The 22,277-nt window shown below is 59.8% G+C and carries 17 protein-coding genes and 1 pseudogene; 5 read left to right on the top strand and 13 right to left on the bottom strand.

From position 1 onward, the window contains the following. Nucleotides 1–47: 47 nt before the first annotated feature. The 11 genes from AC1RDQ_RS10010 to AC1RDQ_RS09960 form a co-directional block, all read right to left on the bottom strand. Nucleotides 48–992, bottom strand: a complete 945-nt coding sequence (locus tag AC1RDQ_RS10010; RefSeq protein WP_429521008.1) for a carbohydrate kinase family protein — start codon at nucleotides 990–992, stop codon at nucleotides 48–50. 13 nt (nucleotides 993–1,005) lie between these two features. Next, nucleotides 1,006–2,502, bottom strand: a complete 1,497-nt coding sequence (xylB, locus tag AC1RDQ_RS10005; protein ID WP_492587118.1) for a xylulokinase — start codon at nucleotides 2,500–2,502, stop codon at nucleotides 1,006–1,008. A 167-nt stretch (nucleotides 2,503–2,669) separates the two neighbouring features. Beyond that, nucleotides 2,670–4,142: a mannitol dehydrogenase family protein gene (locus tag AC1RDQ_RS10000; RefSeq protein ID WP_340311977.1), complete on the bottom strand. Its 1,473-nt coding sequence runs from the start codon at nucleotides 4,140–4,142 to the stop codon at nucleotides 2,670–2,672. A gap of 16 nt (nucleotides 4,143–4,158) precedes the next feature. Continuing rightward, a complete protein-coding gene (locus tag AC1RDQ_RS09995; RefSeq protein ID WP_492587117.1) occupies nucleotides 4,159–5,262 on the bottom strand; it encodes an ABC transporter ATP-binding protein in 1,104 nt (367 codons plus the stop codon). 164 nt (nucleotides 5,263–5,426) lie between these two features. Then, on the bottom strand, nucleotides 5,427–6,257 hold the full coding sequence (locus AC1RDQ_RS09990) for a carbohydrate ABC transporter permease (RefSeq protein ID WP_492587116.1): 831 nt from the start codon (nucleotides 6,255–6,257) through the stop codon (nucleotides 5,427–5,429). A gap of 8 nt (nucleotides 6,258–6,265) precedes the next feature. Next, nucleotides 6,266–7,192 carry a carbohydrate ABC transporter permease gene (locus AC1RDQ_RS09985; protein ID WP_492587114.1) on the bottom strand — a complete coding sequence of 309 codons (927 nt, stop codon included), beginning with the start codon at nucleotides 7,190–7,192 and terminating at the stop codon, nucleotides 6,266–6,268. A gap of 153 nt (nucleotides 7,193–7,345) precedes the next feature. After that, complete coding sequence (locus tag AC1RDQ_RS09980; RefSeq protein ID WP_492587112.1) at nucleotides 7,346–8,656, bottom strand: ABC transporter substrate-binding protein; 1,311 nt, start codon at nucleotides 8,654–8,656, stop codon at nucleotides 7,346–7,348. A 360-nt stretch (nucleotides 8,657–9,016) separates the two neighbouring features. Further along, complete coding sequence (locus AC1RDQ_RS09975) at nucleotides 9,017–9,922, bottom strand: AraC family transcriptional regulator (protein ID WP_090455307.1); 906 nt, start codon at nucleotides 9,920–9,922, stop codon at nucleotides 9,017–9,019. A gap of 61 nt (nucleotides 9,923–9,983) precedes the next feature. Further along, a complete protein-coding gene (locus AC1RDQ_RS09970) occupies nucleotides 9,984–10,874 on the bottom strand; it encodes a phosphatidylinositol-specific phospholipase C domain-containing protein (RefSeq protein WP_057714768.1) in 891 nt (296 codons plus the stop codon). A 105-nt stretch (nucleotides 10,875–10,979) separates the two neighbouring features. Then, nucleotides 10,980–12,278 (bottom strand): glycosyltransferase, encoded by a 1,299-nt coding sequence (locus AC1RDQ_RS09965; protein ID WP_492587110.1) that lies wholly within the window; start codon nucleotides 12,276–12,278, stop codon nucleotides 10,980–10,982. A 74-nt stretch (nucleotides 12,279–12,352) separates the two neighbouring features. Continuing rightward, on the bottom strand, nucleotides 12,353–12,715 hold the full coding sequence (locus tag AC1RDQ_RS09960; protein ID WP_492587108.1) for a response regulator: 363 nt from the start codon (nucleotides 12,713–12,715) through the stop codon (nucleotides 12,353–12,355). A gap of 247 nt (nucleotides 12,716–12,962) precedes the next feature. Between AC1RDQ_RS09960 and AC1RDQ_RS09955 the strand changes: the two genes are divergently transcribed. The 5 genes and pseudogenes from AC1RDQ_RS09955 to AC1RDQ_RS09935 all read left to right on the top strand — a co-directional run bounded on the left by AC1RDQ_RS09955 (nucleotide 12,963) and on the right by AC1RDQ_RS09935 (nucleotide 19,089). After that, nucleotides 12,963–16,454 carry a response regulator gene (locus AC1RDQ_RS09955; protein WP_492587106.1) on the top strand — a complete coding sequence of 1,164 codons (3,492 nt, stop codon included), beginning with the start codon at nucleotides 12,963–12,965 and terminating at the stop codon, nucleotides 16,452–16,454. Then, nucleotides 16,454–17,287: a CheR family methyltransferase gene (locus AC1RDQ_RS09950; RefSeq protein ID WP_057714771.1), complete on the top strand. Its 834-nt coding sequence runs from the start codon at nucleotides 16,454–16,456 to the stop codon at nucleotides 17,285–17,287. Before AC1RDQ_RS09955 ends, AC1RDQ_RS09950 begins: the two co-directional genes overlap by 1 nt. Continuing rightward, a pseudogene (locus tag AC1RDQ_RS09945) lies at nucleotides 17,284–17,412 on the top strand (chemotaxis protein CheB); the annotation flags it as partial. The gene AC1RDQ_RS09950 and the pseudogene AC1RDQ_RS09945, both read left to right, overlap by 4 nt. Before the next feature lie 41 nt (nucleotides 17,413–17,453). Continuing rightward, nucleotides 17,454–18,635 carry a hybrid sensor histidine kinase/response regulator gene (locus tag AC1RDQ_RS09940; RefSeq protein WP_492587104.1) on the top strand — a complete coding sequence of 394 codons (1,182 nt, stop codon included), beginning with the start codon at nucleotides 17,454–17,456 and terminating at the stop codon, nucleotides 18,633–18,635. Between the two features lie 76 nt (nucleotides 18,636–18,711). Further along, nucleotides 18,712–19,089, top strand: a complete 378-nt coding sequence (locus AC1RDQ_RS09935; RefSeq protein WP_057714773.1) for a response regulator — start codon at nucleotides 18,712–18,714, stop codon at nucleotides 19,087–19,089. A 4-nt stretch (nucleotides 19,090–19,093) separates the two neighbouring features. Here the strand turns inward: AC1RDQ_RS09935 and AC1RDQ_RS09930 are convergent, their stop codons facing one another. Both AC1RDQ_RS09930 and AC1RDQ_RS09925 read right to left on the bottom strand, forming a co-directional pair. Next, nucleotides 19,094–20,764: a response regulator gene (locus AC1RDQ_RS09930; RefSeq protein ID WP_218495745.1), complete on the bottom strand. Its 1,671-nt coding sequence runs from the start codon at nucleotides 20,762–20,764 to the stop codon at nucleotides 19,094–19,096. Beyond that, nucleotides 20,761–22,263, bottom strand: a complete 1,503-nt coding sequence (locus tag AC1RDQ_RS09925; RefSeq protein WP_218495747.1) for an ATPase domain-containing protein — start codon at nucleotides 22,261–22,263, stop codon at nucleotides 20,761–20,763. Before AC1RDQ_RS09925 ends, AC1RDQ_RS09930 begins: the two co-directional genes overlap by 4 nt. Nucleotides 22,264–22,277 lie beyond the last annotated feature (14 nt).

Below are 22,277 nucleotides of genomic sequence, written 5' to 3'. Positions count from 1 at the left end.
CCCGCAACACTGTAGGAGCGAGCCTGCTCGCGAAGAGGCCCTCGAATTCAGCGCAAATCCAGTTGCTTGCGATAAGGCAAATCCGGCCCGGTCTTGCTGCACGTCAGCGCCGCCGCCCGCACCGCGAACTTCAGCATGCGGTCGATCTGCTCGCGGCCCAGTTGCTTCACGCCCTCCACCGAATCCAGTTGCTGTTCGGTCAGCCAGGTAATCAGCGCGGCCTGAAAGGTATCGCCCGCGCCCACGGTGTCGGCGATTTTTACCGAACAGGCGGGGGCCGACCACGAACCATGTGCCCGACTGAATACGGTCGCGCCTTCGCCGCCCCGGGTCAGGAATACCAGCTGACAGCGGTGCTGCAACCAGCCCTGGATCACCTGGGCCGGGTCCTGGCCGGGGTACAGCAGATGCAGGTCCTCGTCGCTGACCTTGATCAGGTCGGCCAGTTCCACCAGCGTTGCGATCCGTTCACGCCACAGTTCAATGTCCGGCTCCGGATTCAGGCGCACGTTCGGATCGAGGCTGATCAGGCGCTTGCCGCTTTCCCGGCGCACCAATGCCAATAGCGTGTCGGCAATCGGCTGCACCACCAGGGAAAACGAGCCGATATGCAGGCCGCGTACCTCAGGCCCGAGTGTCGGCAGGTGCTCCGGTTGCAATTGTCGATCCGCGCAACCTTCGCCACGGAAGCTGTACTGCGGCGAGCCATTGGCGCCCACGGCGACCATTGCCAGGGTGGTCGGCGCGGCAAACTCCAGCAGGTAGTCCAGGCACACGCCCTCATCTTGCAGCACTTGCAGCAGGCGCCGGCCCAAATAGTCGGTGGACAACCCGGCCAACAGCGCCGCGTCCACGCCCAAGCGGCGTAAACCCACCGCCACGTTGAACGGCGAGCCACCGGCTATGGCCTTGAAGTTCACTTTGGACGCCAGCCCACTGGCGTCGTTTTCACTGAAAAAATCGAACAGCGCTTCGCCACACACCAGGTACATAGTTGTTCACTCTTCAAAGGGTTGCGACATGCTGTTGATAGCGTTCATACGCCTGCTGACAGGCTTGCACATTGTCGGCGACCGGCAGGGTTTCACTGGCCGGGTCGAGTTTTACGCAGCGCTCGCACAATTGCGCCAGGCTGTCTTCGTGCCCGTTCACCCGGGATACGCACCAGGCAGCCTGAATCGCCGCACCCAAGGCTGCGGCCTCGCTTTGTTCGGTGCAGATCACCGGTGTATTCATGGTGTCGGCGACGATTTGCCGCCAGACCGCACTTTTTGACCCACCCCCAATCAGCCGAATGCTGCGGCTTTGTAAGCCATTGCGGCGTAGCAGGTCCAGTCCGTAACGCAAACCGAATGTCGTGCCTTCGACCACCGCGCGGCACAGGTTGGCCCGGGTCAGGTTGGTCATGGTCAGGCCCGACAGGCTGGCGCTGGCATGGGGCAGGGCGGGCACACGTTCGCCATTGAAGAACGGCAGCATGCACACACCGTCGGCACCGATTGGCGCCTGGGCAACGAGGTCGTTGAATTGATCGATGTCGAGGTCCAGCAGCTCGCGAATCAGGCTGGTGGCATTGGTCAGGTTCATGGTGCAGATCAAAGGCAGCCAGCCGCCACTGGAAGAACAGAACGTGGCAACCGCGGCATCCGTGGCGACGTTCGGCTGATCGGCGTAGGCGTACACCGTGCCTGACGAGCCGAGGCTCATGGTGATTGCACCAGGCTGGATGTTGCCGGTGCCGATGGCGCCCATCATGTTGTCGCCACCGCCACTGGACACCAGTGCCCGAGGGTTGATGCCCAGGTGTTCGGCGATGCCTGGCAGAATCGTGCCGACCGCCTGATGGGGGGCGATCAGCTCCGGCAGCGCGGCTTGCAGGCGTCCGCTGGGGTCGATGTCACGCAACAATTGCCCATCCCACTGGCGCGTACGCACATTGAAATACCCGGTGCCCGAGGCATCGCCGTATTCGCTGCAACTGCGGCCAGTGAGCCAATGATTGAGGTAGTCGTGGGGCAGCAAGATGCGGGCGATCCGGGAGAACACTTCGGGATGCTGCTCTTTGGTCCATAACAGCTTGGACAGGGTGTAGCCCGGCGCGATGACGACGCCCAGGCGTTTCAGCGAACCCTTTTCGCCACCCAGGTGGGCCAGCAGTCGGTCATTCTCCGGGGTGGTTTCGGTGTCGCACCAGAGTTTAGCCGCACGCAACACCTTGCCCTGATCGTCGAGCAGCACCAGGCCGTGTTGCTGGCCGGACACGCCAATGCCGAGGATCGACTGGCCATTGGCTTTGGCCGCGAGCAATGCGCGGCGAGTGGCGGTGGCGAAGGCTTCCAGCCACTGCTGGGTGTCCTGTTCGCGGCGGCCATCGGGGCCGCTGATCAGGTTGTGGCTGGCGGCTCCCTGACCGAGCACCTCACCATTGGCCGAGTCGAGGATGATGGCTTTGGTGCCTTGGGTTCCGCAGTCGATGCCGAGGAAGAGTTGTCGGGTTGTCATGCAGTATTCCTGGTCGTCAGCTAGATACAAGTCTGGATTCACCATTCCCGGTGCCTGTCAGGCCGCCTTCGCGAGCAAGCTCGCTCCCACAGGGTTTGGTGTTGCTCACAAAACTCCTTGTGGGAGCGGGTTTGCTCGCGAAGGCGGCAGCAGGTCCACCGCAGGACTTACGCCAGCACCCGTTCCAACGTCCGCGACACCCCAACCTCGCGCAAACTGTTGCAGCACCACTCAAACGCCGCGACAAACTCCGGTGAGCGCGCAATGGCCGTACCAAAAATCTCCTCGACCGCCAGCAAGCGCTGGGTAATCAGTACATCATCGGCCACCAGCGCCTGGCAGAACGCTGCCCGCGGATCCGCAATCGTGTAGGTCTCGCCCTGTTCATCCACGCCTTTGAGATACAGCGCCCAGGCCGCCACCACCAACGCCGCGCGCCGGGTATCGCAGCCATCGGCGATCAAACGGTTGATGGTCGGTACGGTGAATTTCGGAAACTTCGACGAACCGTCCGAACACACCCGTTCAAGCTGATCGGCAATCGCCTGATTGGAGAACCGCGCCACCAGGGTGTTCTTGTACTCGGTCAGGTCGATTCCCGGCACCGCCGGCAGCTGTGGCGTCACGTCCAGGTCCATGTAGGCGCGCATGTAGCGCACGAACAGCGGGTCGTTCATGGTTTCGTGGACGAAGCGGTAACCCTTCAGGAATCCCAGGTACGTCAGCGCCAGATGACTGCCGTTGAGCAGCTTGATCTTCATTTCTTCGTAGGGCGTGACGTCGTCGGTGAATTGCACGCCGACTTTTTCCCACGCCGGGCGACCGTTGACGAACCTGTCTTCCAGTACCCATTGCGCGAAGGGTTCGCAGACCACCGGCCAGGCATCGTCCACGCCATGCCGGTCCGCCAGTTGCAGGCGATGGAGGGTGCTGGTCATCGGTGTAATGCGGTCGACCATGGCGTTGGGGAAACTGACGTTGGCGTCGATCCAGTCGCGCAACTGGCTGTCGTGCAAGGCGGCAAAGGCCAGCAGGGCCTTGCGGGTGACGGCGCCGTTGTGCGGCAGGTTATCGCAGGACATCAGGGTGAAGGCCGCTGTGCCAGCGGCGCGGCGCTTGGCCAGTGCGGCACACAGGAAGCCGAACACGGTTTTCGGTGCGCCAGGGTGCGCCAGGTCATGCTGGATCTGCGGCAAGTGCGCCATGAACTCGCCGGTGCTGTCGTCGATGCAGTACCCGCCTTCGGTGATGGTCAGCGAGACGATGCGGATCTCGGGGCTGGCCAGTTTGTCGATCAATGCCTGGGCACTGTCCTCGGCCAGCAGCATGTCACGAAGGGCGCCGATCACCCGCACTTCTGTGTCGTCGCTATCGCCGAGTTCGAACAGGGTGAACAGATAATCCTGATCCTTGAGATCGTCACGGGCGCGACGGTCCTCAGCGCGCAGGCCGACACCGCAGATGGCCCAGTCCAGGCCTTCACCGGTATTCATCAAGGCGTCGGTGTAGTACGCCTGATGGGCACGGTGGAAACCGCCGACCCCGATGTGCGCGATACCTTGGCGGGTCTCGCCCAGAGCGTAGGCGGGCAGGACCACTTCAGGGGCGAGGCGGTTGAGGTTGAGTTGGTTCAATTTCATCGCAGGCTCTCTGAAATCAGGCAGCGACGCGCAACGGGCGGGTCAACGCCACGCCGTCGGCATCGAATAAATGGCAGTGTTGCGCATCCAGATGCAGGCTCAGGGTTTCACCGTAGCGGCTGGCCAGATCGCCGCGAACGCGCATGGTCAGGGCTTCGCCGGATGCCGTCCGGACGTGGCAGAAGGTGTCGCTGCCCAGGCGCTCGCTGACATCGGCGGTGACCTGCAAGGCGCAGTCGCCGGGTTTGGCCAGTTCCAGGTGCTCTGGGCGAATACCCAGCGTCACCGCACTCCCGACGCTCAGATGCCTGCCGCCCAAGGGCAGGCTGACGCGGGTTCCGGCGTCGAGTTGCACTTCACAGCCCTGGCTGTCGACGCGGGTGACCTTGCCCTTGAGGAACCCCATTTTCGGTGTGCCAAGGAAACCGGCGACGAACAGGTTGGCCGGCTGGTGATAGAGATCCAGCGGCGAGCCGACCTGCTCGATCTTGCCGCCATTGAGTACGACCACTTTGTCGGCCATGGTCATCGCTTCGACCTGATCGTGAGTCACGTAGATCATCGTGGCTTGCAGTTCTTTGTGCAGGCGCAACAGTTCCAGGCGCATCTGCACCCGCAGGGCGGCATCGAGGTTGGACAACGGTTCGTCGAACAGGAAGATTTTCGGGTTACGCACGATGGCCCGGCCAATCGCCACGCGCTGGCGCTGGCCGCCGGACAGTTGCTTGGGTTTGCGCTCCAGCATCGGCCCCAGTTCGAGGATGCGCGCCGCTTCGCTGACCTTCTTCTCTACTTCGGCATTCGCCACGCCGGCCAGGTCTAGGGCGAACGACATGTTCTTGCGTACGCTCATGTGCGGGTACAGGGCGTAGGTCTGGAACACCATCGCCAGGTCGCGCTTGGCCGGGCTCACTTCGGTGATGTCGCGGCCGTCGAGTTCGATGGTGCCGCCGCTGACTTCCTCCAGCCCGGCGATCAGCCGCAGCAGCGTGGATTTACCGCAGCCCGACGGGCCGACGAATACCACGAACTCCTTGTCGTTCACTTCAAGGTCGATGCCCTTGATGATGGAAAAGCCTTCGAAGCCTTTTTGCAGATTCTTGATTTTCAGGTTGGCCATGGTGATGGGCCTCCGTTTGTTTTTATTCAGTTGAACCAGGTGGGCTTTTTTGTGGGAGCGAGCTTGCTCGCGATGAGGGTGTATCCGTCGGCATTGATGCTGACTGACCCACCGCTATCGCGAGCAAGCTCGCTCCCACAGGAGTCGCATTCGGTTAGCGGTATTCATTTCACGGCGCCGAACGACAGGCCGCGCACCAGTTGTTTCTGGCTGATCCAGCCGAAGATCAGGATCGGCGCACAGGCCAGGGTCGAGACGGCCGACAATTTGGCCCAGAACAGCCCTTCGGGGCTTGAGTACGAGGCGATCAATGCGGTCAGTGGCGCGGCTTTCGACGAGGTCAGGTTCAGCGACCAGAACGCCTCGTTCCAACACAGGATCAACGACAGCAGCACCGTGGATGCCAGGCCGCCCTTGGCGATGGGCAGCAACACCCGGAGCATCTCCTGTGCCAGCGTTGCGCCGTCCAGCCGCGCGGCTTCGAGGATGTCCTTGGGGATGTCCTTGAAGTAGGTGTAAATCATCCAGACCACGATCGGCAGGTTGATCAGCGTGTATATGACGATCAGCGCGATCCGTGTATCGAGCAGGCCGAAACTCTTGGCCAGCAGATAGATCGGCATCAGCACGCCCACCGGCGGCAGCATCTTGGTGGAGAGCATCCACAGCAGCGTGCCTCTGGTGCGCCGGGTTTCGTAGAACGCCATGGAGTAGGCCGCCGGCACCGCGATCAGCAGGCTCAGCGCGGTGGCGCTGAAGGAGATCACCACCGAGTTCCAGGCGAAACTGAAATAGTCGCTGCGCTCGTTGATGTGCAGGTAGTTCTCCAGCGTCGGCATGAAGATGAACTGCGGCGGCGTGGCGAAGGCATCGATTTCGGTTTTGAAACTGGTCAGTACCATCCAGAAGATCGGAAAGAAGATCAGGATCGCGATGGCCCAGGCCAACGTACCGAGCAGCAGGCTTTGCAGGCGACGGGATTGTTGAAGAGTCATGGCAGGCCTCAGGCTTTGTCGGTCAGGTTTTTGCCGATCATCCGCACCAGGATGATCGCGGCGATGTTGGCGATGACCACGGCGATCAGGCCGCCCGCCGAGGCCATGCCGACATCGAACTGCACCAGCGCCTGGTTGTAGATCAGGTAGGCGAGGTTGGTCGAGGCGTAGCCGGGACCGCCGTTGGTGGTGGTGAAAATTTCGGCGAACACCGAGAGCAGGAAGATGGTTTCGATCATCACCACCACCGCAATCGGCCGCGCCAGGTGTGGCAAGGTCAGGTGCCAGAAAATCGCGATGGGCCCGGCACCGTCCAGGCGCGCGGCTTCTTTCTGTTCCTGGTCGAGGGACTGCATGGCGGTCATCAGGATCAGGATCGCGAAGGGCAGCCATTGCCACGAGACAATGATGATGATCGACAGCAGCGGGTAGTGCGCCAGCCAGTCCACTGGTTGCGCGCCGAACAGCTTCCAGACGTAGGCGAGAATCCCCGACACCGGATGGAAAATCAGGTTCTTCCAGATCAGTGCGCCCACCGTGGGCATGATGAAAAACGGCGAGATCAGCATCACCCGTACGATGCCGCGACCGAAAAACTCACTGGCCTCCAGCAATGCACTGATCAGCACGCCGAATACCACACTGATCAGCAGCACGCTGCCCACCAGCAACAGCGTGTTGGTGGCGCCGGGCAGAAAGCCGGAGTCGGTGAGGAAGTAGGTGAAGTTTTCCAGGCCGACGAACTCGTTCTCGCCGGGGTTGAGCAAGTTGTAGCGAATCGTCGAGAAGTAGACGGTCATACCCAGCGGTACGATCATCCACAACAGCAGCAATGCCACCGAAGGGCTGACCAGAAACCAGCCGGGATTGGCCACGCTGCTTTTGCGCTGCGGCTGGGCAATGTCCATGTGAGCTTTTGCAGTTGATGTATTCATGGTGTTAAACCGAATGGGTACAGGCAATGAAGATCAACTGTGGGAGCGAGCTTGCTCGCGATAGCAATCTGTCAGCCGACATCACTGTTGAATGTCATGGACTCATCGCGAGCAAGCTCGCTCCCACAGGGAACAGGGGCAGGCTACTGCCGGTTACTTGGGATAACCCGCGCGCTTCATCTCGCGCTCGGTGGTTTGCTGGGCAGCCGCCAACGCCTGGTCGACCGTGGTCTGGCCGATCAGCGCCGCCGAGAAGGATTTGCCGACCTGGGTGCCGATGCCCTGGAACTCGGGAATGGTCACCAACTGGATGCCGATGTACGGCACAGGTCTGGCGCCCGGCTTGCTCGGGTCCGCGGCCTTGAGCGATTCCAGCGTGACCCTGGCGAACGGCGCGGCACTCATGTACGCCTCGCTGTAGGTCGAGGCCCGGGTGCCCGGCGGCACGTTGGCGATGCCGTCTTTTTCCGCGACCAGTGCGCCGTATTCTTTGGACGTGGCCCAGGCGCTGAAGGTTTTCGCTGCGTCCTTGGCCTTGGAACTGGTCGGAATGGCCAGCGCCCAGGAGTACAACCAGGCCGAGCCCTTGTCAGTGACCTGATGCGGCGCATAGGTGAAGCCGACGTGATCGGTGACCTTGCTCTGGGACTTGTCGGTGACGAACGAGCCGGCGACGCTGGCATCGACCCAGATCGCGCATTTGCCACTATTGAACAGCGCCAGGTTTTCGTTGAAACCGTTGCTCGATGCGCCCGGCGGGCCGGATTTCTTCATGGTGTCGACATAGAAGTTCAGCGCGTTTTTCCATTCGGGACCGTTGAATTCCGGCTGCCACTTTTCATCGAACCAGCGCGCGCCATAGGCGTTGGCCACGGTGCTGATCAGCGCGATGTTCTCGCCCCAGCCGGCCTTGCCCCGCAGGCAGATGCCGTACTGTTCCTGTTCGGGTTTGTTCAGTTTGGCGGCGAATTCACCGATCTGCTCCCAGGTCGGGCGCTCGGGCATGGTCAGGCCGGCGTCCTTGAACAGGTCGGTGCGGTAATAGGTGATCGAGCTTTCGGCGTAGAACGGCAGGGCGTACAGCTGGCCTTTGACAGACAGGCCTTCACGCACCGACGCAAACACGTCTTCGAGGGCATAACCAGCCGGCAAATCCTTCATTGGCTCCAGCCAGCCCTTGGCACCCCAGAGTGCGGCTTCGTACATGCCGATGGTCAGCACGTCGAATTGCCCGCCCTGGGTGGCGATGTCTGTGGTCAGGCGCTGGCGCAGGACGTTTTCTTCGAGGACCACCCAATTGAGCTTGATGTCCGGATGCTCGGCCTCGAAGGTTTTCGAGAGCTTTTGCATGCGGATCATGTCGCTGTTGTTGACGGTGGCGATGGTCAGGGTCTGTGCGCCAAGGCTGACGCTGCTCAGGGTCATGCAGGTGAGGGCAAGCAGGGCTTTTACCGAAGGTTGCATCGTGCACTCCTTTTCTGCACCCGGCGGGCTACAGAAGGACAGTTATTGTTTTTGTGTCTTCCGAAGGCAGGAAGAATGTGCGCTGATTACATCCTTCAATCGAGGGCGAGACAAATCATCCATCGCACTTCAATTGATACTTTTTTGCACTGAAGTTTTGAGGGGTAGACGCAGGGAAGGGCTTTTCAGCGAAGGAGGGGTATTGAATCCGTACAGGTTTCAGGGGGTAACGCTGTACCTGTGGGAGCGAGCTTGGTCCGGGCGGCGATCCGACGATGGCGGTGTATCAGGTTAATAAATGTCGACTGACACGGCCTCATCGCGAGCAAGCTCGCTCCCACAGGAATTTGAGGCGTGTCTTCAACCCAGGTTTTGCTCGGTCAACCGCTGCACCACCAGCCGCCGGTAATGCGAAGGCGTCATGCCCTTGAGCTGCTGGAAGCGCCGGTTGAAGTTGGAAATATTGTTGAAGCCCGATTCGAAGCAGACGTCAGTCACCGGCTTGTCGCCATCGGCCAGCAACTCGCAGGACTTGCTGATGCGCAGGCGATTGACGAATTCGATGAAATTGCGCCCGGTGGCCTGCTTGAATACCCGGCTGAAATACGTCGGCTTCATACCCAGGTGCTCGGCGACCTCTTCCAGCGTCAAGTCCCGGGCGTAGTGGGCAAAAATGTAATCCACCGCGCGGTTGGTGCGATCGATATTGTGCTCGTCCGCCAGTTGCGGGGTTGTGGCACCGGAGAGCAATTGGTAGTCGTCGGTGGCCGCGAGCAACTCCAGCAGAATGAAAAAGTGCCCGAGCCGGGTCATACCGGTGGTATCGGCGATGCGCTGCATCAGGTCCATCGCCTTGTCGATGGTGTGCTTGCAGCGAAACTCGATGCCGTACTGCGCGCGCTCCAGCAGCGGTGCCAGGGCCTTGAGTTCGGCGAACACCTGATAGCCGCTGTCGAACAACTCGTCTGTGAAATTGACCAGCATGTCACGCTTGGGCACCACTTCGTCCTCGGCCACCTGGCTGATCCAGTTGTGGGGCAGGTTGGGGCCGGTGAGAAACAGTGTCCGGGGATAGAAGTTGCCGATGTAGTCGCCGATGAACACCTTGCCGGAACTGGCGACGATCAGGTGCAGTTCGTATTCCTTGTGGAAATGCCAGCGCACCAGAGGGCAGGGGAAACCGTGCTGGCGATAGATGATGGACAAGCCGTTGTGGTCGTCCATCAACTCATAGGAAGGATCGGTGACTCTGGCGGTACGGGTCATGTCAGGGCGCTTGTGTAGTTATCCCGCCCCGATCATGCCTCTTGCCGGATGGATAGCGCTACTACCGCCGGTGCGTCTGTTCGTGCAAGGCACGGCCGTAAACCGCTTTCATGCTGGTGGCGCTCCAGCAATAACGAACGATGTCGGACTCGTCGAAAAAATCGGTGCTGATGATGCTGCAACGCGTGACCCAGTTTCTCGTGGTGTCGAACCAGTCGTTGATCTGCCGCTTGATATTTCCGGGCCCGCCGAGCAGCGAGTAGGTGGTCGCGGACAGTGACCAGAGGAAGGTTTCGTAGGGCGCATCTTCCAGGGTTTGCGCGATGTAGCGTTGCAGCTCGGCGGGGGCGGAGAACGCGTTGTCGCGCCATTTGTGCGGGATGCGAGGCCAGAAGTACTCGCCATCGAGCGCCGACAGGGCGGGTGCCGCCATGATCACCCGGCGATGTGGGCTCGCACTTTTGAGTTCTCCAACCGTTTTGAATCTGTCGCCTGGAAGGACGGCCCGCAGCCCTAGACGTCGCACGAGCCAGTCACTGAACCTTTCATGATCGAAAGGTTTATTGCCATCAGCCAGTTGATGGAAGTCCAGCACGATAAATTCGTCCGGGTTTCGATCAAGGAACAGCAGTACCGCGTCGATCAGATCGTCCAGGGCGCGGTGCGAGCGAAAGCCGTTGTGGTGAAAGTAGAAGCCCGATCGAGCCGCACCGGCGGTGTAGCCCAGACGGATATCAAAGGCGCGGGCGCCGTTGGCCAGTTGCCAGGAAAAAGTGTCGTTCTGACAAATCGTCCAATGGCCGAGCACCGCATCGTGGTTGGGCGCTTTTTTGTCCATTCCGGCGTTATGCACGCCAGGCCAGACGATATCGGTGAGTTTGAGTTGATTGATTTCGAGGGTGCTGCTCATCCAGGTTTGCTTGTCGAGCAAACCACGCGTATTGCTGGTCATGGCCATTCCTTGTGCGAATCACCCCATCCATTGGGTGTGAAGCGGTCAGATTAACCGGTCGGGCACAGCAATGGCGGTAACTATGTATTGCACAAGAAAAGTGGGCTACTCCTGATTCAGTCGGTTCTTCGCCTCAATCCATTGCGCCATGTATTGAGTGCTCTTGTGCTGGTGATGACGCAGCATGCTGCCGGTAAAGTTATCTCGTCTTATGTTTGCCAGATTCTGCTGGCAATCGACCAGCCGCTGGATCAGGGCCGGGCCATGAACGGATTTTCGGTAGCGACTGGCAAGCAGGGTTTTCCCGTGCGCCTGGGCGTCCAGCCAGCGCGTCTTGTCGTTGTGCAGTTGCACGGCATGATCGGCGAACTCGCGTGCCGAACGGGTCACTGCACCGGGCCATGCCTCTTGATCATGCATCGCCTCGGCACCCACTGGCGTCGTCACATTCGGCGTGCCACAGAGCATCGCATCGACAATCTTGCCTTTGATTCCCGCGCCAAAACGCAACGGTGCCATACAGACCCGCGCCGACGACATGACTTGCAGGGCGTCTTCTGCCCAGTTCATCACATGAAAACCCTGGGCCGGGTTATGCAGGGCAGTCGCCTTGGGTGGTGTGTAGGCACCATAGATATGCAATTGAGCGCCGGGTATCTGCTCGCGAATCAACGGCCAGATAGCGCTTTTCAACCAGAGCACCGCATCCCAGTTGGGCGCATGGCGAAAGTTACCGATATGAAGAAAGTGCGCCCGGTCTTCGAACGGTACCGGTGCACGGGACGGAACATCGACCATCAACGGGCACCAGTGCAGCAGGTTGCGGGGAAACCTGAACTGCTCGACCAGCAATTCGACTTCCACTTCGGAAACCATCAGCGTCAAATCACAACGATAAAATGAGGCGATCTCGCGCTTCGCCAGATCGGTATCAGCCATGTGTTCGAACTCTTCGCGCGCCGCCGGGGCGAACAGTTCGTTGAAGTCATTGTTGTCGTCACTGGCCTTCAAACGCTCCTTGAGGCGTTGATGCCGACCCAGCCTCAGGCTTTGCAGGTCGCAACTTTCGAGCACGCGCAAGGCATCGGGGCAATGCTTCTCGACCCGCCAGCCGAACTGTTCCTCCATCATGAATTGATCGAACAACACGATATCCGGCGCCAGTTCGCTGATGAATGCGTCGAAACTGCTGTTGTTCAGCTCGATGGGTACTTCGTCAATACCCAACGCTGTCAGGTCCGCACGTTGCTCGCCGAAGCCTGCCGGGCTGCTGAACGTGATGTCCCAGCCCTGGTCCAGGAAAACGTCGAGAATCTGCATGACATGCCCGCTGGCCGCGGAAGAGCGGGGCTCGGGCCAGACGTAACCAATGACCAGGACTTTGGTTGCGCGGGGCTCAATCATGTACGGGATTTCCTTGAAGCGAAGACAGGGCAGGGATGAAAAAGGCGCGCATTAAACCACAGCGCAGCACTGCGTCACTCGAGAATGCTTTTGACCTTGTCGCGCAACTGATCAATGGAGAAGGGTTTGCCGATCAGGTGCATGTCGACGGGCACTTCGATGTTTTCGGCATAACCGCTGGCGAACAATATCGGAAGGGTTGGACGTAAAGCTCTTGCTTCATTGGCCAGTTCGAGGCCGTCCATGACCGGCAGGCCAACATCAGTCATCATCAGGTCAATGTGTTGGTTCAAGTCCTTGAGCATCACCAGTGCCTGTTCGCTGCCATCGGCTTCCAGAACCTTGAATTCCAGTTCTTCCAGGACGTCGACGATCAGCATGCGCACGATGGCATCGTCTTCGACGACAAGGATGGTGGAGGCGTTGGCGGATGACATGGTCGAGTTCCCGAAAAAGATTGGCATTGCCGGTCGCTGGAAATCACCGGCCTCTTGCATGAGTAAGTGGCGGATCCCGACAAGTTCCCTGCGCGATGGAAAAAGGATTGGCGGTACAAGCCAGGCAAGGATAACGCGGGAGCAGCGCAATGTAGGACCTTGCGCGCAAACATGTCAGATAATTGGATCAATTTGCCAGTTTTGGGGCAAACTCCTTGCATTCTGACAGTTCGACAAGGCCTGCCCCATGACCTCAGCGTCCTCGGTTGATGAGCAACGATTTCGTAAACTCCTGAGCCGTAACATCAGCCTGCCGTTGGGTCTGGGTCTTATCAGCGCTGTGTTTTTCGTGTCGCTGATCAGCTATTTACTGTCGACCATCCAGTGGGTGGAGCACACCGACCGGGTGATCAATAACGCCAATGAAGCGGTCAAGCTGACCGTGGATCTGGAAACCGGGATGCGCGGTTTCCTGCTCAGTGGCGACGAGCATTTCCTCGATCGGTACGAAACCGCCAAGCCGCGCATCGCCGTGGCGCTCGACACCTTGCTTGAACTGACCGCCGACAACCCGGTGCAGACTGATCGCTTGCTACGGTTGCGAGCCTTGCAGCTGGAGTGGACCAACTACGCGCAATCGATGATCGATTTGCAGCGCAGCAGCGGCGATTATCGCGCCATCGTCAAGGCCGGACGCGGTAAACGCCTGACCGATGAAATTCGCAAGCAGTTCGAGGCGGTGATCGACACCGAACAACAGTTGCGCGCATCACGCAATGACGAAGTGCGCGGCACCACCATCATGAGCATCAGTCTCTACCTGTTGTTCATAGCCGGGGTCAGCGGGTTGCTGGCGTACGTCGGGCGCCGCGATTTGTTGACCCTGTCGCAGAACTACAGCGTCAACCTTGCCGCCCAACAGGCCAGCGCCCATCACCTGGAGCAACAGGCCTGGCTGCGTAACGGCCAGACCGAGCTGGCCGAGCAGGTGCTGGGACAATTGAGCTTGAGCATGCTGGGTCGCAATATCCTGCAATTCTGCGCGCAGTACCTGGGCACCGCCGTGGCGGCTATTTATGTGCGCGAAGACCATGGCGGCCTCAAGCGCATCGCCACTTATGGTTTTTCCCGTGAACAGGAAGGGCGTGAACAGCAGATCTACAGCGAAGAAGGCATTGTCGGCCAAGTGGCGCAACAGGCACGGCTGATTCGCCTGGACGAGGTGCCGGGAGATTACTTCAAGGTCAGCTCCGGCCTCGGTGACGGTTTGCCGTGCAGTGTGCTGGTGGTGCCAACCAGCGACGACGAGCGGGTCAATGGCGTGATCGAGTTGGGCTTTCTGCGTCCACTGACCGACCGTGACGTTGAATTGCTTGAGCTGATTGCCGGCAACATCGGCACCTCGATCGAGGCGGCACGTTATCGCCAGCGTTTGCAGGAGGTGTTGGCCGAAACCCAGCAACTCAACGAAGAACTGCAGGTTCAGCAGGAAGAACTCAAGACCGCCAACGAAGAGCTCGAAGAGCAGTCGCGGATTCTCAAGGAGTCCCAGGCGCACCTGGAAACCCAGCAGGTGGAGCTGGAGCAGACCAACGAACAACTCGCCGAGCAGGCAGAAGTACTGGCCGAGCAGCGCGACGCCATGGACCTGAAGAATACCGAACTCAATCAGGCCCAGATCCAGCTCGAAGAACGCGCGGTAGAATTGCAGCGCTCGAGCAAGTACAAGTCCGAATTCCTCGCCAACATGTCCCATGAGCTGCGCACGCCGCTGAACAGCTCGTTGATCCTGGCCAAGCTGCTGGCGGAAAACCCGGAAGAGAACCTCACTGCCGAGCAAGTCCAATTCGCCGAGTCGATCTACTCCGCCGGCAACGACTTGCTCAACCTGATCAACGACATTCTGGATATTTCCAAAGTCGAGGCCGGCAAGCTGGAAATCCGTCCGGAGAACACCAGCGTGGCGCGCCTGGTGGATGGCCTGCGCGGCCTGTTCCAGCCATTGGCAACGGACAAGCAACTGGATTTCCGGGTGGATATGCAGGACGGTGCACCGTTGATGCTGTTCACCGATCGCCAGCGTCTGGAGCAAGTGCTCAAGAACCTGCTGTCCAACGCGGTGAAATTCACGCAAAACGGCAGCGTCAGCCTGTCCGTCGCCACGGCGCCGAATGACGGCATCGCGTTCAGCATCCGCGATTCCGGAATCGGCATCGAGGTGGATCAGCACGAAAGCATCTTCGAAGCGTTCCGTCAGGCCGACGGCACCACCAATCGGCGTTACGGCGGCACCGGGCTGGGGTTGTCGATCTCCCGTGACCTGGCGGCCTTGCTCGGCGGCTCCATCAGCGTAACCAGCACGCCGGGGCAGGGCAGTGTGTTTACCCTGGTCTTGCCACAGCAGTACGTGGAACCGGGCGAAGTGCCTGTCGAACCGATGCGAGCCGTTCCTGTGGCGGCTGTGTCGAGTGTATTGCCGCCCACGTTGTCGCCATTGGTGGCCGAAGTCGACATTCCGCGCTTCGACGACGACCGCAACAAAGGGCCGTTCACCAAACGCTGCATTCTGGTGGTGGAGGATGAGCCGAACTTTGCGCACATCCTCTACGACCTGGCCCATGAACTGGGTTATCAGTGCCTGGTGGCTCACGGCGCCGACGAAGGCTACGACCTGGCCAAGGCGTTCATCCCCGATGCGATCCTGCTGGACATGCGCCTGCCGGATCATTCCGGCCTGAGCGTGCTGCAACGTTTGAAGGAACACGCCGAAACCCGGCACATCCCGGTACATGTGATTTCGGTCGAAGACCGGGTCGAGGCGGCGATGCACATGGGCGCCATCGGCTACGTGGTCAAGCCGACCACCCGCGAGGAACTCAAGGACGTGTTTGCACGCCTTGAGGCCAAGCTGACCCAGAAGGTCAAGCGCGTGCTGCTGGTCGAGGACGACGACGTGCAGCGCGACAGCATTGCCCGCCTGATCGGCGACGATGACATCGAGATCACCGCCGTTGGCCTGGCACAGGAGGCGCTGGACCTGCTGCGCTCATCCGTCTTCGATTGCATGATCATCGACCTCAAGCTGCCCGACATGCTCGGCAATGACCTGCTCAAGCGCATGTCCACCGAAGACATCTGTTCCTTTCCGCCCGTCATCGTCTATACCGGGCGCAACCTGACCCGGGATGAAGAGGCCGAACTGCGCAAGTATTCGCGTTCGATCATCATCAAGGGCGCACGCTCGCCGGAGCGGTTGCTGGATGAGGTGACGCTTTTTCTGCACAAAGTCGAATCACGGTTGTCCCATGAGCGGCAGAAGATGCTCAAGGTCGCCCGCAGCCGCGACAAGGTCTTCGAAGGCCGCAAGGTGCTGCTGGTGGATGACGATGTGCGCAACATTTTCGCCCTCACCAGCGCGCTGGAGCAAAAGGGCGCAGTCGTGGTCATTGGCCGCAACGGCCGCGAAGCGATTGAACGATTGAATGAGGTGCAAGACATCGATCTGGTGTTGATGGACGTGATGATGCCGCAAATGGATGGTTTTGAAGCCACCGTTGAAATCCGCAAGAATCTGCGCTGGCGCAAGCTGCCAATCATCGCCGTGACGGCCAAGGCCATGAAGGATGATCAGGAGCGCTGCCTGCAGGCCGGCGCCAACGATTACCTGGCCAAGCCCATCGACCTCGATCGCCTGTTTTCGCTGATTCGTGTGTGGTTACCGAAGATGGAACGTATCTAGTGGAGCGCAATTTTTCAGTGGATCGAAACAGCGAAATCGAACTGCGGTTGTTGATCGAGGCGATCTATCTCAAGTACAGCTACGATTTTCGCGATTACTCCGGCGCTTCGATCAAACGCCGGGTCGACCATGCGCTGAGTCAGTTCGAGTGCAACACCATCTCGGCGTTGCAGGAAAAGGTCCTGCACGATCCCGCCGCGTTCATGCAACTGCTGCAGTTGCTGACCATTCCGGTCAGCGAAATGTTTCGCGATCCCTCGCACTTCCTGGCCATCCGCAAGGAAGTGGTGCCGCTGCTGCGAACCTACCCTTCGATCAAGATCTGGATCGCCGGATGCAGCACCGGTGAAGAGGTGTATTCGATGGCCATTGTGCTGCGCGAAGAAGGCCTGCTGGACCGTACCATCATCTACGCCACCGACATCAATCCGCGCTCGCTGGAAAAGGCCAGGCAAGGGATTTTCTCGATGGAGAACGTCCGCGCCTACACTGCTAATTACCAGCAGGCCGGTGGCCAGAGTTCGTTTGCCGACTACTATACGGCGGCCTATGGGTACGCGATTTTCGACAAGACCCTGCGCGAGAACGTGACCTTTGCCGATCACAGCCTGGCGACGGACAGCGTATTCTCCGAAACTCAATTAATTTCATGCCGTAACGTACTGATTTATTTTAATAAAAGTCTTCAGGGTCGAGCGTTCGGGCTGTTTCATGAGTCCCTCTGCCATCGCGGTTTCCTGGTGCTGGGCAGTAAGGAAACCCCGGATTTCTCAGCCTTCGGCGATCAGTTCGAGCCGCTGGTCAAACAAGAACGGATCTATCGAAAATCATGAAAAGTGCAACGAAAATGCCGGCTATCGAAGCGATCGTGATCGGTGCCTGCGCCGGTGGCGTCGAGACGCTGTTGAACATCCCCGGCCCGCTGCGCGAAGGCTTCGCACTTTCGATCATTCCTGTACGCGGCATCGGCCGTCTGCTTGTCGAGCTGGAACGAATCGCATGCTGAGTAATATCCATGCCAAACTGCTGATCGTGGACGATCTGCCGGAGAATCTGCTGGCACTTGAAGCGCTGATCAAGCGTGAGGACCGCATTGTGTACAAGGCGCTGTCCGCCGACGAGGCCTTGTCCCTGCTGTTGCAACACGAATTCGCCTTGGCCATCCTCGATGTGCAGATGCCCGGCATGAATGGCTTCGAGCTGGCCGAGTTGATGCGCGGCACGGAAAAAACCAGGAACATCCCGATCGTTTTCGTCAGCGCCGCCGGGCGTGAACTCAATTACGCCTTCAAGGGCTATGAAAGCGGTGCCGTGGACTTCCTGTACAAACCGCTGGACCTCCAGGCGGTCAAGAGCAAGGTCAATGTGTTCGTCGACCTCTATCGCCAGAGCAAGGCGATGAAGGAACAAGTGCTGGCCCTTGAGCAAAGTCGCCGCGAACAGGAGACCCTGCTCAAGCGATTGCAAAGCACTCAACTGGAACTGGAACAGGCGGTACGCATGCGCGATGACTTCATGTCCATCGTCGCCCACGAAGTGCGCACGCCGCTCAACGGCCTGATCCTTGAAACCCAGTTGCGCAAGATGCACCTGGCCCGGGACAACTCCGCCGCCTTCACCCTGGACAAGATGCACGCGATGGTCGACCGCGACGAGCGGCAGATCAAAAGCCTGATTCGATTGATTGAAGACATGCTCGATGTCTCGCGCATTCGCACCGGAAAGTTGTCGATCCGGCCCAAGCGCTTTGACCTTTCAACGCTGGTTCGCGAGCTGTTGCACAACTTTTCCCAGCAGATCGACGCCGCCGAAGCGTCGGTCTCGCTCGATGCCACGCAACCGGTGATCGGAAACTGGGACGAGTTTCGAATTGAACAGGTCATTTCCAACCTGCTGACCAACGCCTTGCGCTACGGGGCCAAGAGCCCGATCTCGGTGAAGGTCTACTGTGAAGGTGGCCAGGCGCTGGTGGACGTGCAGGATCGAGGGATTGGCATCAGCGAGGAAAACCAGAAGCGGATCTTCCAGCAGTTCGAGCGGGTATCGGCCAGGCACGCCGTCGCCGGGCTGGGCCTGGGATTGTTTATTTCAGAGCAGATTGTGGCCGCCCATGGCGGTACTATTACCGTCCAGAGCAGGATCGGCGAAGGCGCCTTGTTTCGCGTTTGTCTGCCGCTGTAGGAAAACAACCGGATAAACGCAACCTCTGGTCGACCCCACGGTCTATCAGCAGCAATTGACCGAGCAAAGGCTTCCCATGAGCGAAGATGCACAAGATGTAGTACTCGTCGTCGAGGACGATCCCTCGATTCTGATGGTGCTGTCCGCTTATCTGTCGGGCGAGGGTTACCGCGTATTGCAGGCCGAAAACGGCGAGCAGGCTTTCGAAATCCTGGCGAGCAAACCGCACCTGGACATGATGATCACCGACTTCCGCCTGCCCGGAGGAATCTCCGGCGTGCAGATCGCCGAGCCCGCCGTGAAACTGCGACCGGAACTCAAGGTGATCTTCATCAGCGGCTATGCCCAGGAAATCCGCGAGACCGACAGCCCGATTACGCACAAGGCACCGATCCTGGAAAAACCTTTCGATCTGGATAAATTGCAGGAATTGATGCAGGACATGCTTTCGTAAGCCTTCAGGCCCTGATCATCTCCCTGACCTTCGCCGTCAACAGGTCGAAGGTAAACGGCTTGGTGATCATCTGCATGCCCGGATCGAGGAACCCGCCACGCACCGCGGCGTGCTCGGCGTAGCCGGTGATGAACAGCACCCTCAGCTCGGGACGCAACTGCCGGCCGATTTCCGCCAGTTGCCGGCCATTCATACCGGGCAAGCCGACATCGCTGATCAGCAGGTCGATGCGCTGGGCCGAATCGAGTATCGGCACCGCGCTATCGCCATCACAAGCCTCGACGTAGGCATAACCCAGGTCGCTCAACACCGTGCTGACCAGCACCCGCACCGCCGGATCGTCCTCGACAATCAACACCGTCTCGCCACTCCTGGCCAAAGGTGAATGTTCGACGTCCGATGGATGGTCCCGAGGCAGGTCTCCACCGAAGCGTGGCAGGAACAGGCTCACCGTGGTGCCTTCGCCCACGACGCTTTGGATGGCGACGTGACCTCCCGATTGTTTGCTGAAACCATAGATCATTGATAACCCCAGCCCGGTGCCCTGGCCGATAGGCTTGGTGGTGAAGAAGGGGTCGAAGGCGCGGTTGATGGTGCTTTGCGGCATGCCACAGCCGGTGTCCGTCACGCTGAGCACCACATAGTCACCCGCATCGAGATTGCTCTGGCCTTGGGTGAAATCCTCGTCAAAGTGCTGGTTCGAAGTCGAGACCACCAGACTGCCGCCATTGGGCATGGCATCGCGGGCATTGATCACCAGGTTGAGCAGGGCGCTTTCCAGTTGATTGGGGTCGGCTTCGGCCACCCACAGGTGCTCGTCCAGTTGCATGTCCAGACGAATGGTTTCGTTGATGCTGCGTTGCAGCAGTTCATCCATGGAGATCACCAGGGTGTTCATCTCCACGGGTTTCGAATCCAGCGACTGGCGCCGGGAAAACGCCAGCAGGCGGTGGGTCAGTCCCGCTGCGCGGTTGGCCGAAGTCACCCCCAGATCGATCAGGCTGTCCAGGTCTTCGGTTCGCCCCCGGGCCAGGCGTCGACGCAACAACTCCAGGCTGCCGATGATACCGGTCAGCATGTTGTTGAAATCATGGGCGATGCCGCCGGTGAGTTGGCCGACGGCTTCCATTTTCTGCGACTGGCGCAACGCTTCCTCGTTGTGACGCAGTTGCGCGGTGCGCTCTTGCACCTGCTGTTCAAGGGTTTCGAGGGTGTTCTGCAGGCGCAACTCACTCTGGCTCAGGTCGATCAACCGATCCCTGGCTTCGTACTGTCGTCGCCGTCCGCGCAGGGCCGTGGTGACCAGGCTGATCAGTGTGACCGGGTGAAATGGCCGTTCGAGGAAGGTCACGTTGCCCAATTGCGGGCCGAAGCGCGATGCCGGGTTCTGTTGCGGGCCGCCATGGTGTGTCATCAACACGATCGGCAGATCCGACCACGCGGGCTGCTGTTCGATCAGGCGGATCAGCGGTTCCAGATCAGCGCCCAACAGCGCCTCGCAAGAGATCAGCAGCAGGCCGGCACCCTGTTCAAGTTCGGCGCACAATTCGGGCAGGTCGGGGCTGATCACCCCGTGAAACCCGGCCTCGTTGAGCATCATCAGGGCTATCTGGCCGTCGCGCCCTCGCGGCGCAAGGATGATTGCGCGCTCGGACGTCGCTTGCATGTCCGTCACGGGATTTCGTCCGCGAGCAATGGATTGCTGGCGCCGAGATACGTGGGTACGCCGCGCAATACGCCCTGAAAGGCTTCCAGGGGCTCACCGATGGTCATGCCCTGGGCGCTGATGCGGTATTCACGGATGGTCGACTCATGGCTGCCGGTACGTTTCTTGATGATCGAAATGGCCCGGCGCACCTTGCCCAGGGCTTCGAAGTAACGCAGCAGAATGACTGTGTCGGCCAGGTAGGTGATGTCGACCGGCGCCTGCATGTCGCCGACCAGGCCGTGTTGGGCGACCGTCATGAAGGTTGCGGCGCCCTGGCGATTGAGGTACAGCAGTAGCTCGTGCATGTGCAGCACCAAGGCGTTTTCTTCCGGCATCGCCGCCTGATAGCCGTTGATGCTGTCGATCACCACGGTCTTTATATTGCCTTCGTCCACGCAGCGCCGGACCCGGTGGGAGAACTCGCCGGGGGACAGCTCGGCCGCGTCCACTTGTTCGACCAGCAAATTGCCGCTGTCTTGCATTGCCTGCAAATCGATGCCGATGTTCTTCATGCGCTCGAACAACAACCCCAACTCTTCATCGAAAATGAATAACGCGGCTTTTTCGCCCCGGGCCACGGCCGCGGCGGCGAACACCATGGCGATCAGCGATTTGCCGGTCCCCGCCGGGCCGAGAATCAAGGTGCTGGAACCCGTCTCGATACCGCCGCCCAGCAGCGCATCCATTTCCCGGATGCCGCTGGTCAATTGCTGACGCAGGTATTGACCGCGATGTTCGGCGGCCACCAGGCGCGGGAATACACGTACGCCATCGCCCGTGATGGTGAAGTCATGGAAGCCGCCGCGGTACTTCTGGCCGCGGTACTTGACCACGCGGATGCGACGTCGCTCGGCGCCGTAGTTCGGGGTCAATTCTTCCAGGCGAATCACGCCGTGGGCCACGCTGTGCACGGTTTTGTCCAGGGACTCGGCGGTCAGGTCATCGAGCAGCAACACCGTGGCGTCGTAACGCACGAAATAATGCTTGATGGCCAGAATCTGCCGACGGTAGCGCAGCGAGCTTTGCGCCAGCAGGCGAATCTCGGAAAGGCTGTCCAGGACAACGCGGGTCGGCTTGACCCGCTCGACCACCTCGAAGATCTGGCGGGTGGCTTCGCCCAGTTCCAGGTCGGAGGAATAGAGCAGTGTCTGCTGCTGTTCGACATTGAGCAGGCTTTCCGGGGGCGTCAGTTCGAAGATATGGACGTTTTCGTCCATCTCCCAGCCATGGGACAAGGCGCCCTGGCGCAGCTCGCGTTCGGTTTCAGAGAGGGTGATGTACAAGGAGCGTTCGCCGGCTTGCGCGCCTGCCAACAGGAAGTGCAGCGCCACGGTGGTCTTGCCGGTGCCCGGCTCGCCTTCGAGCAAAAACACATGTCCGCGGGACAGTCCGCCATCGAGGATATCGTCCAGACCTTCGATACCGGTGGCGGCCTTGTCTCGGTTCAAATCGTTGGATAGAGACAAACAAGCGTCCTCAT

It is taken from the genome of Pseudomonas sp. GW823-FHT02E01, from assembly GCF_058797535.1.
The sequence above is the reverse complement of the archived record's forward strand: the minus strand, read 5'-3'. Positions and strand labels throughout refer to the sequence as shown.

Excerpts from the sequence above, each read along its gene's own strand:
- AC1RDQ_RS10010 (WP_429521008.1), bottom strand. The coding sequence starts at position 992 with ATGTACCTGGTGTGTGGCGAAGCGCTGTTCGATTTTTTCAGTGAAAAC.
- xylB (WP_492587118.1), bottom strand. The coding sequence starts at position 2,502 with ATGACAACCCGACAACTCTTCCTCGGCATCGACTGCGGAACCCAAGGC.
- AC1RDQ_RS10000 (WP_340311977.1), bottom strand. The coding sequence starts at position 4,142 with ATGAAATTGAACCAACTCAACCTCAACCGCCTCGCCCCTGAAGTGGTC.
- AC1RDQ_RS09995 (WP_492587117.1), bottom strand. The coding sequence starts at position 5,262 with ATGGCCAACCTGAAAATCAAGAATCTGCAAAAAGGCTTCGAAGGCTTT.
- AC1RDQ_RS09990 (WP_492587116.1), bottom strand. The coding sequence starts at position 6,257 with ATGACTCTTCAACAATCCCGTCGCCTGCAAAGCCTGCTGCTCGGTACG.
- AC1RDQ_RS09985 (WP_492587114.1), bottom strand. The coding sequence starts at position 7,192 with ATGAATACATCAACTGCAAAAGCTCACATGGACATTGCCCAGCCGCAG.
- AC1RDQ_RS09980 (WP_492587112.1), bottom strand. The coding sequence starts at position 8,656 with ATGCAACCTTCGGTAAAAGCCCTGCTTGCCCTCACCTGCATGACCCTG.
- AC1RDQ_RS09975 (WP_090455307.1), bottom strand. The coding sequence starts at position 9,922 with ATGACCCGTACCGCCAGAGTCACCGATCCTTCCTATGAGTTGATGGAC.
- AC1RDQ_RS09970 (WP_057714768.1), bottom strand. The coding sequence starts at position 10,874 with ATGACCAGCAATACGCGTGGTTTGCTCGACAAGCAAACCTGGATGAGC.
- AC1RDQ_RS09965 (WP_492587110.1), bottom strand. The coding sequence starts at position 12,278 with ATGATTGAGCCCCGCGCAACCAAAGTCCTGGTCATTGGTTACGTCTGG.
- AC1RDQ_RS09960 (WP_492587108.1), bottom strand. The coding sequence starts at position 12,715 with ATGTCATCCGCCAACGCCTCCACCATCCTTGTCGTCGAAGACGATGCC.
- AC1RDQ_RS09955 (WP_492587106.1), top strand. The coding sequence starts at position 12,963 with ATGACCTCAGCGTCCTCGGTTGATGAGCAACGATTTCGTAAACTCCTG.
- AC1RDQ_RS09940 (WP_492587104.1), top strand. The coding sequence starts at position 17,454 with ATGCTGAGTAATATCCATGCCAAACTGCTGATCGTGGACGATCTGCCG.
- AC1RDQ_RS09935 (WP_057714773.1), top strand. The coding sequence starts at position 18,712 with ATGAGCGAAGATGCACAAGATGTAGTACTCGTCGTCGAGGACGATCCC.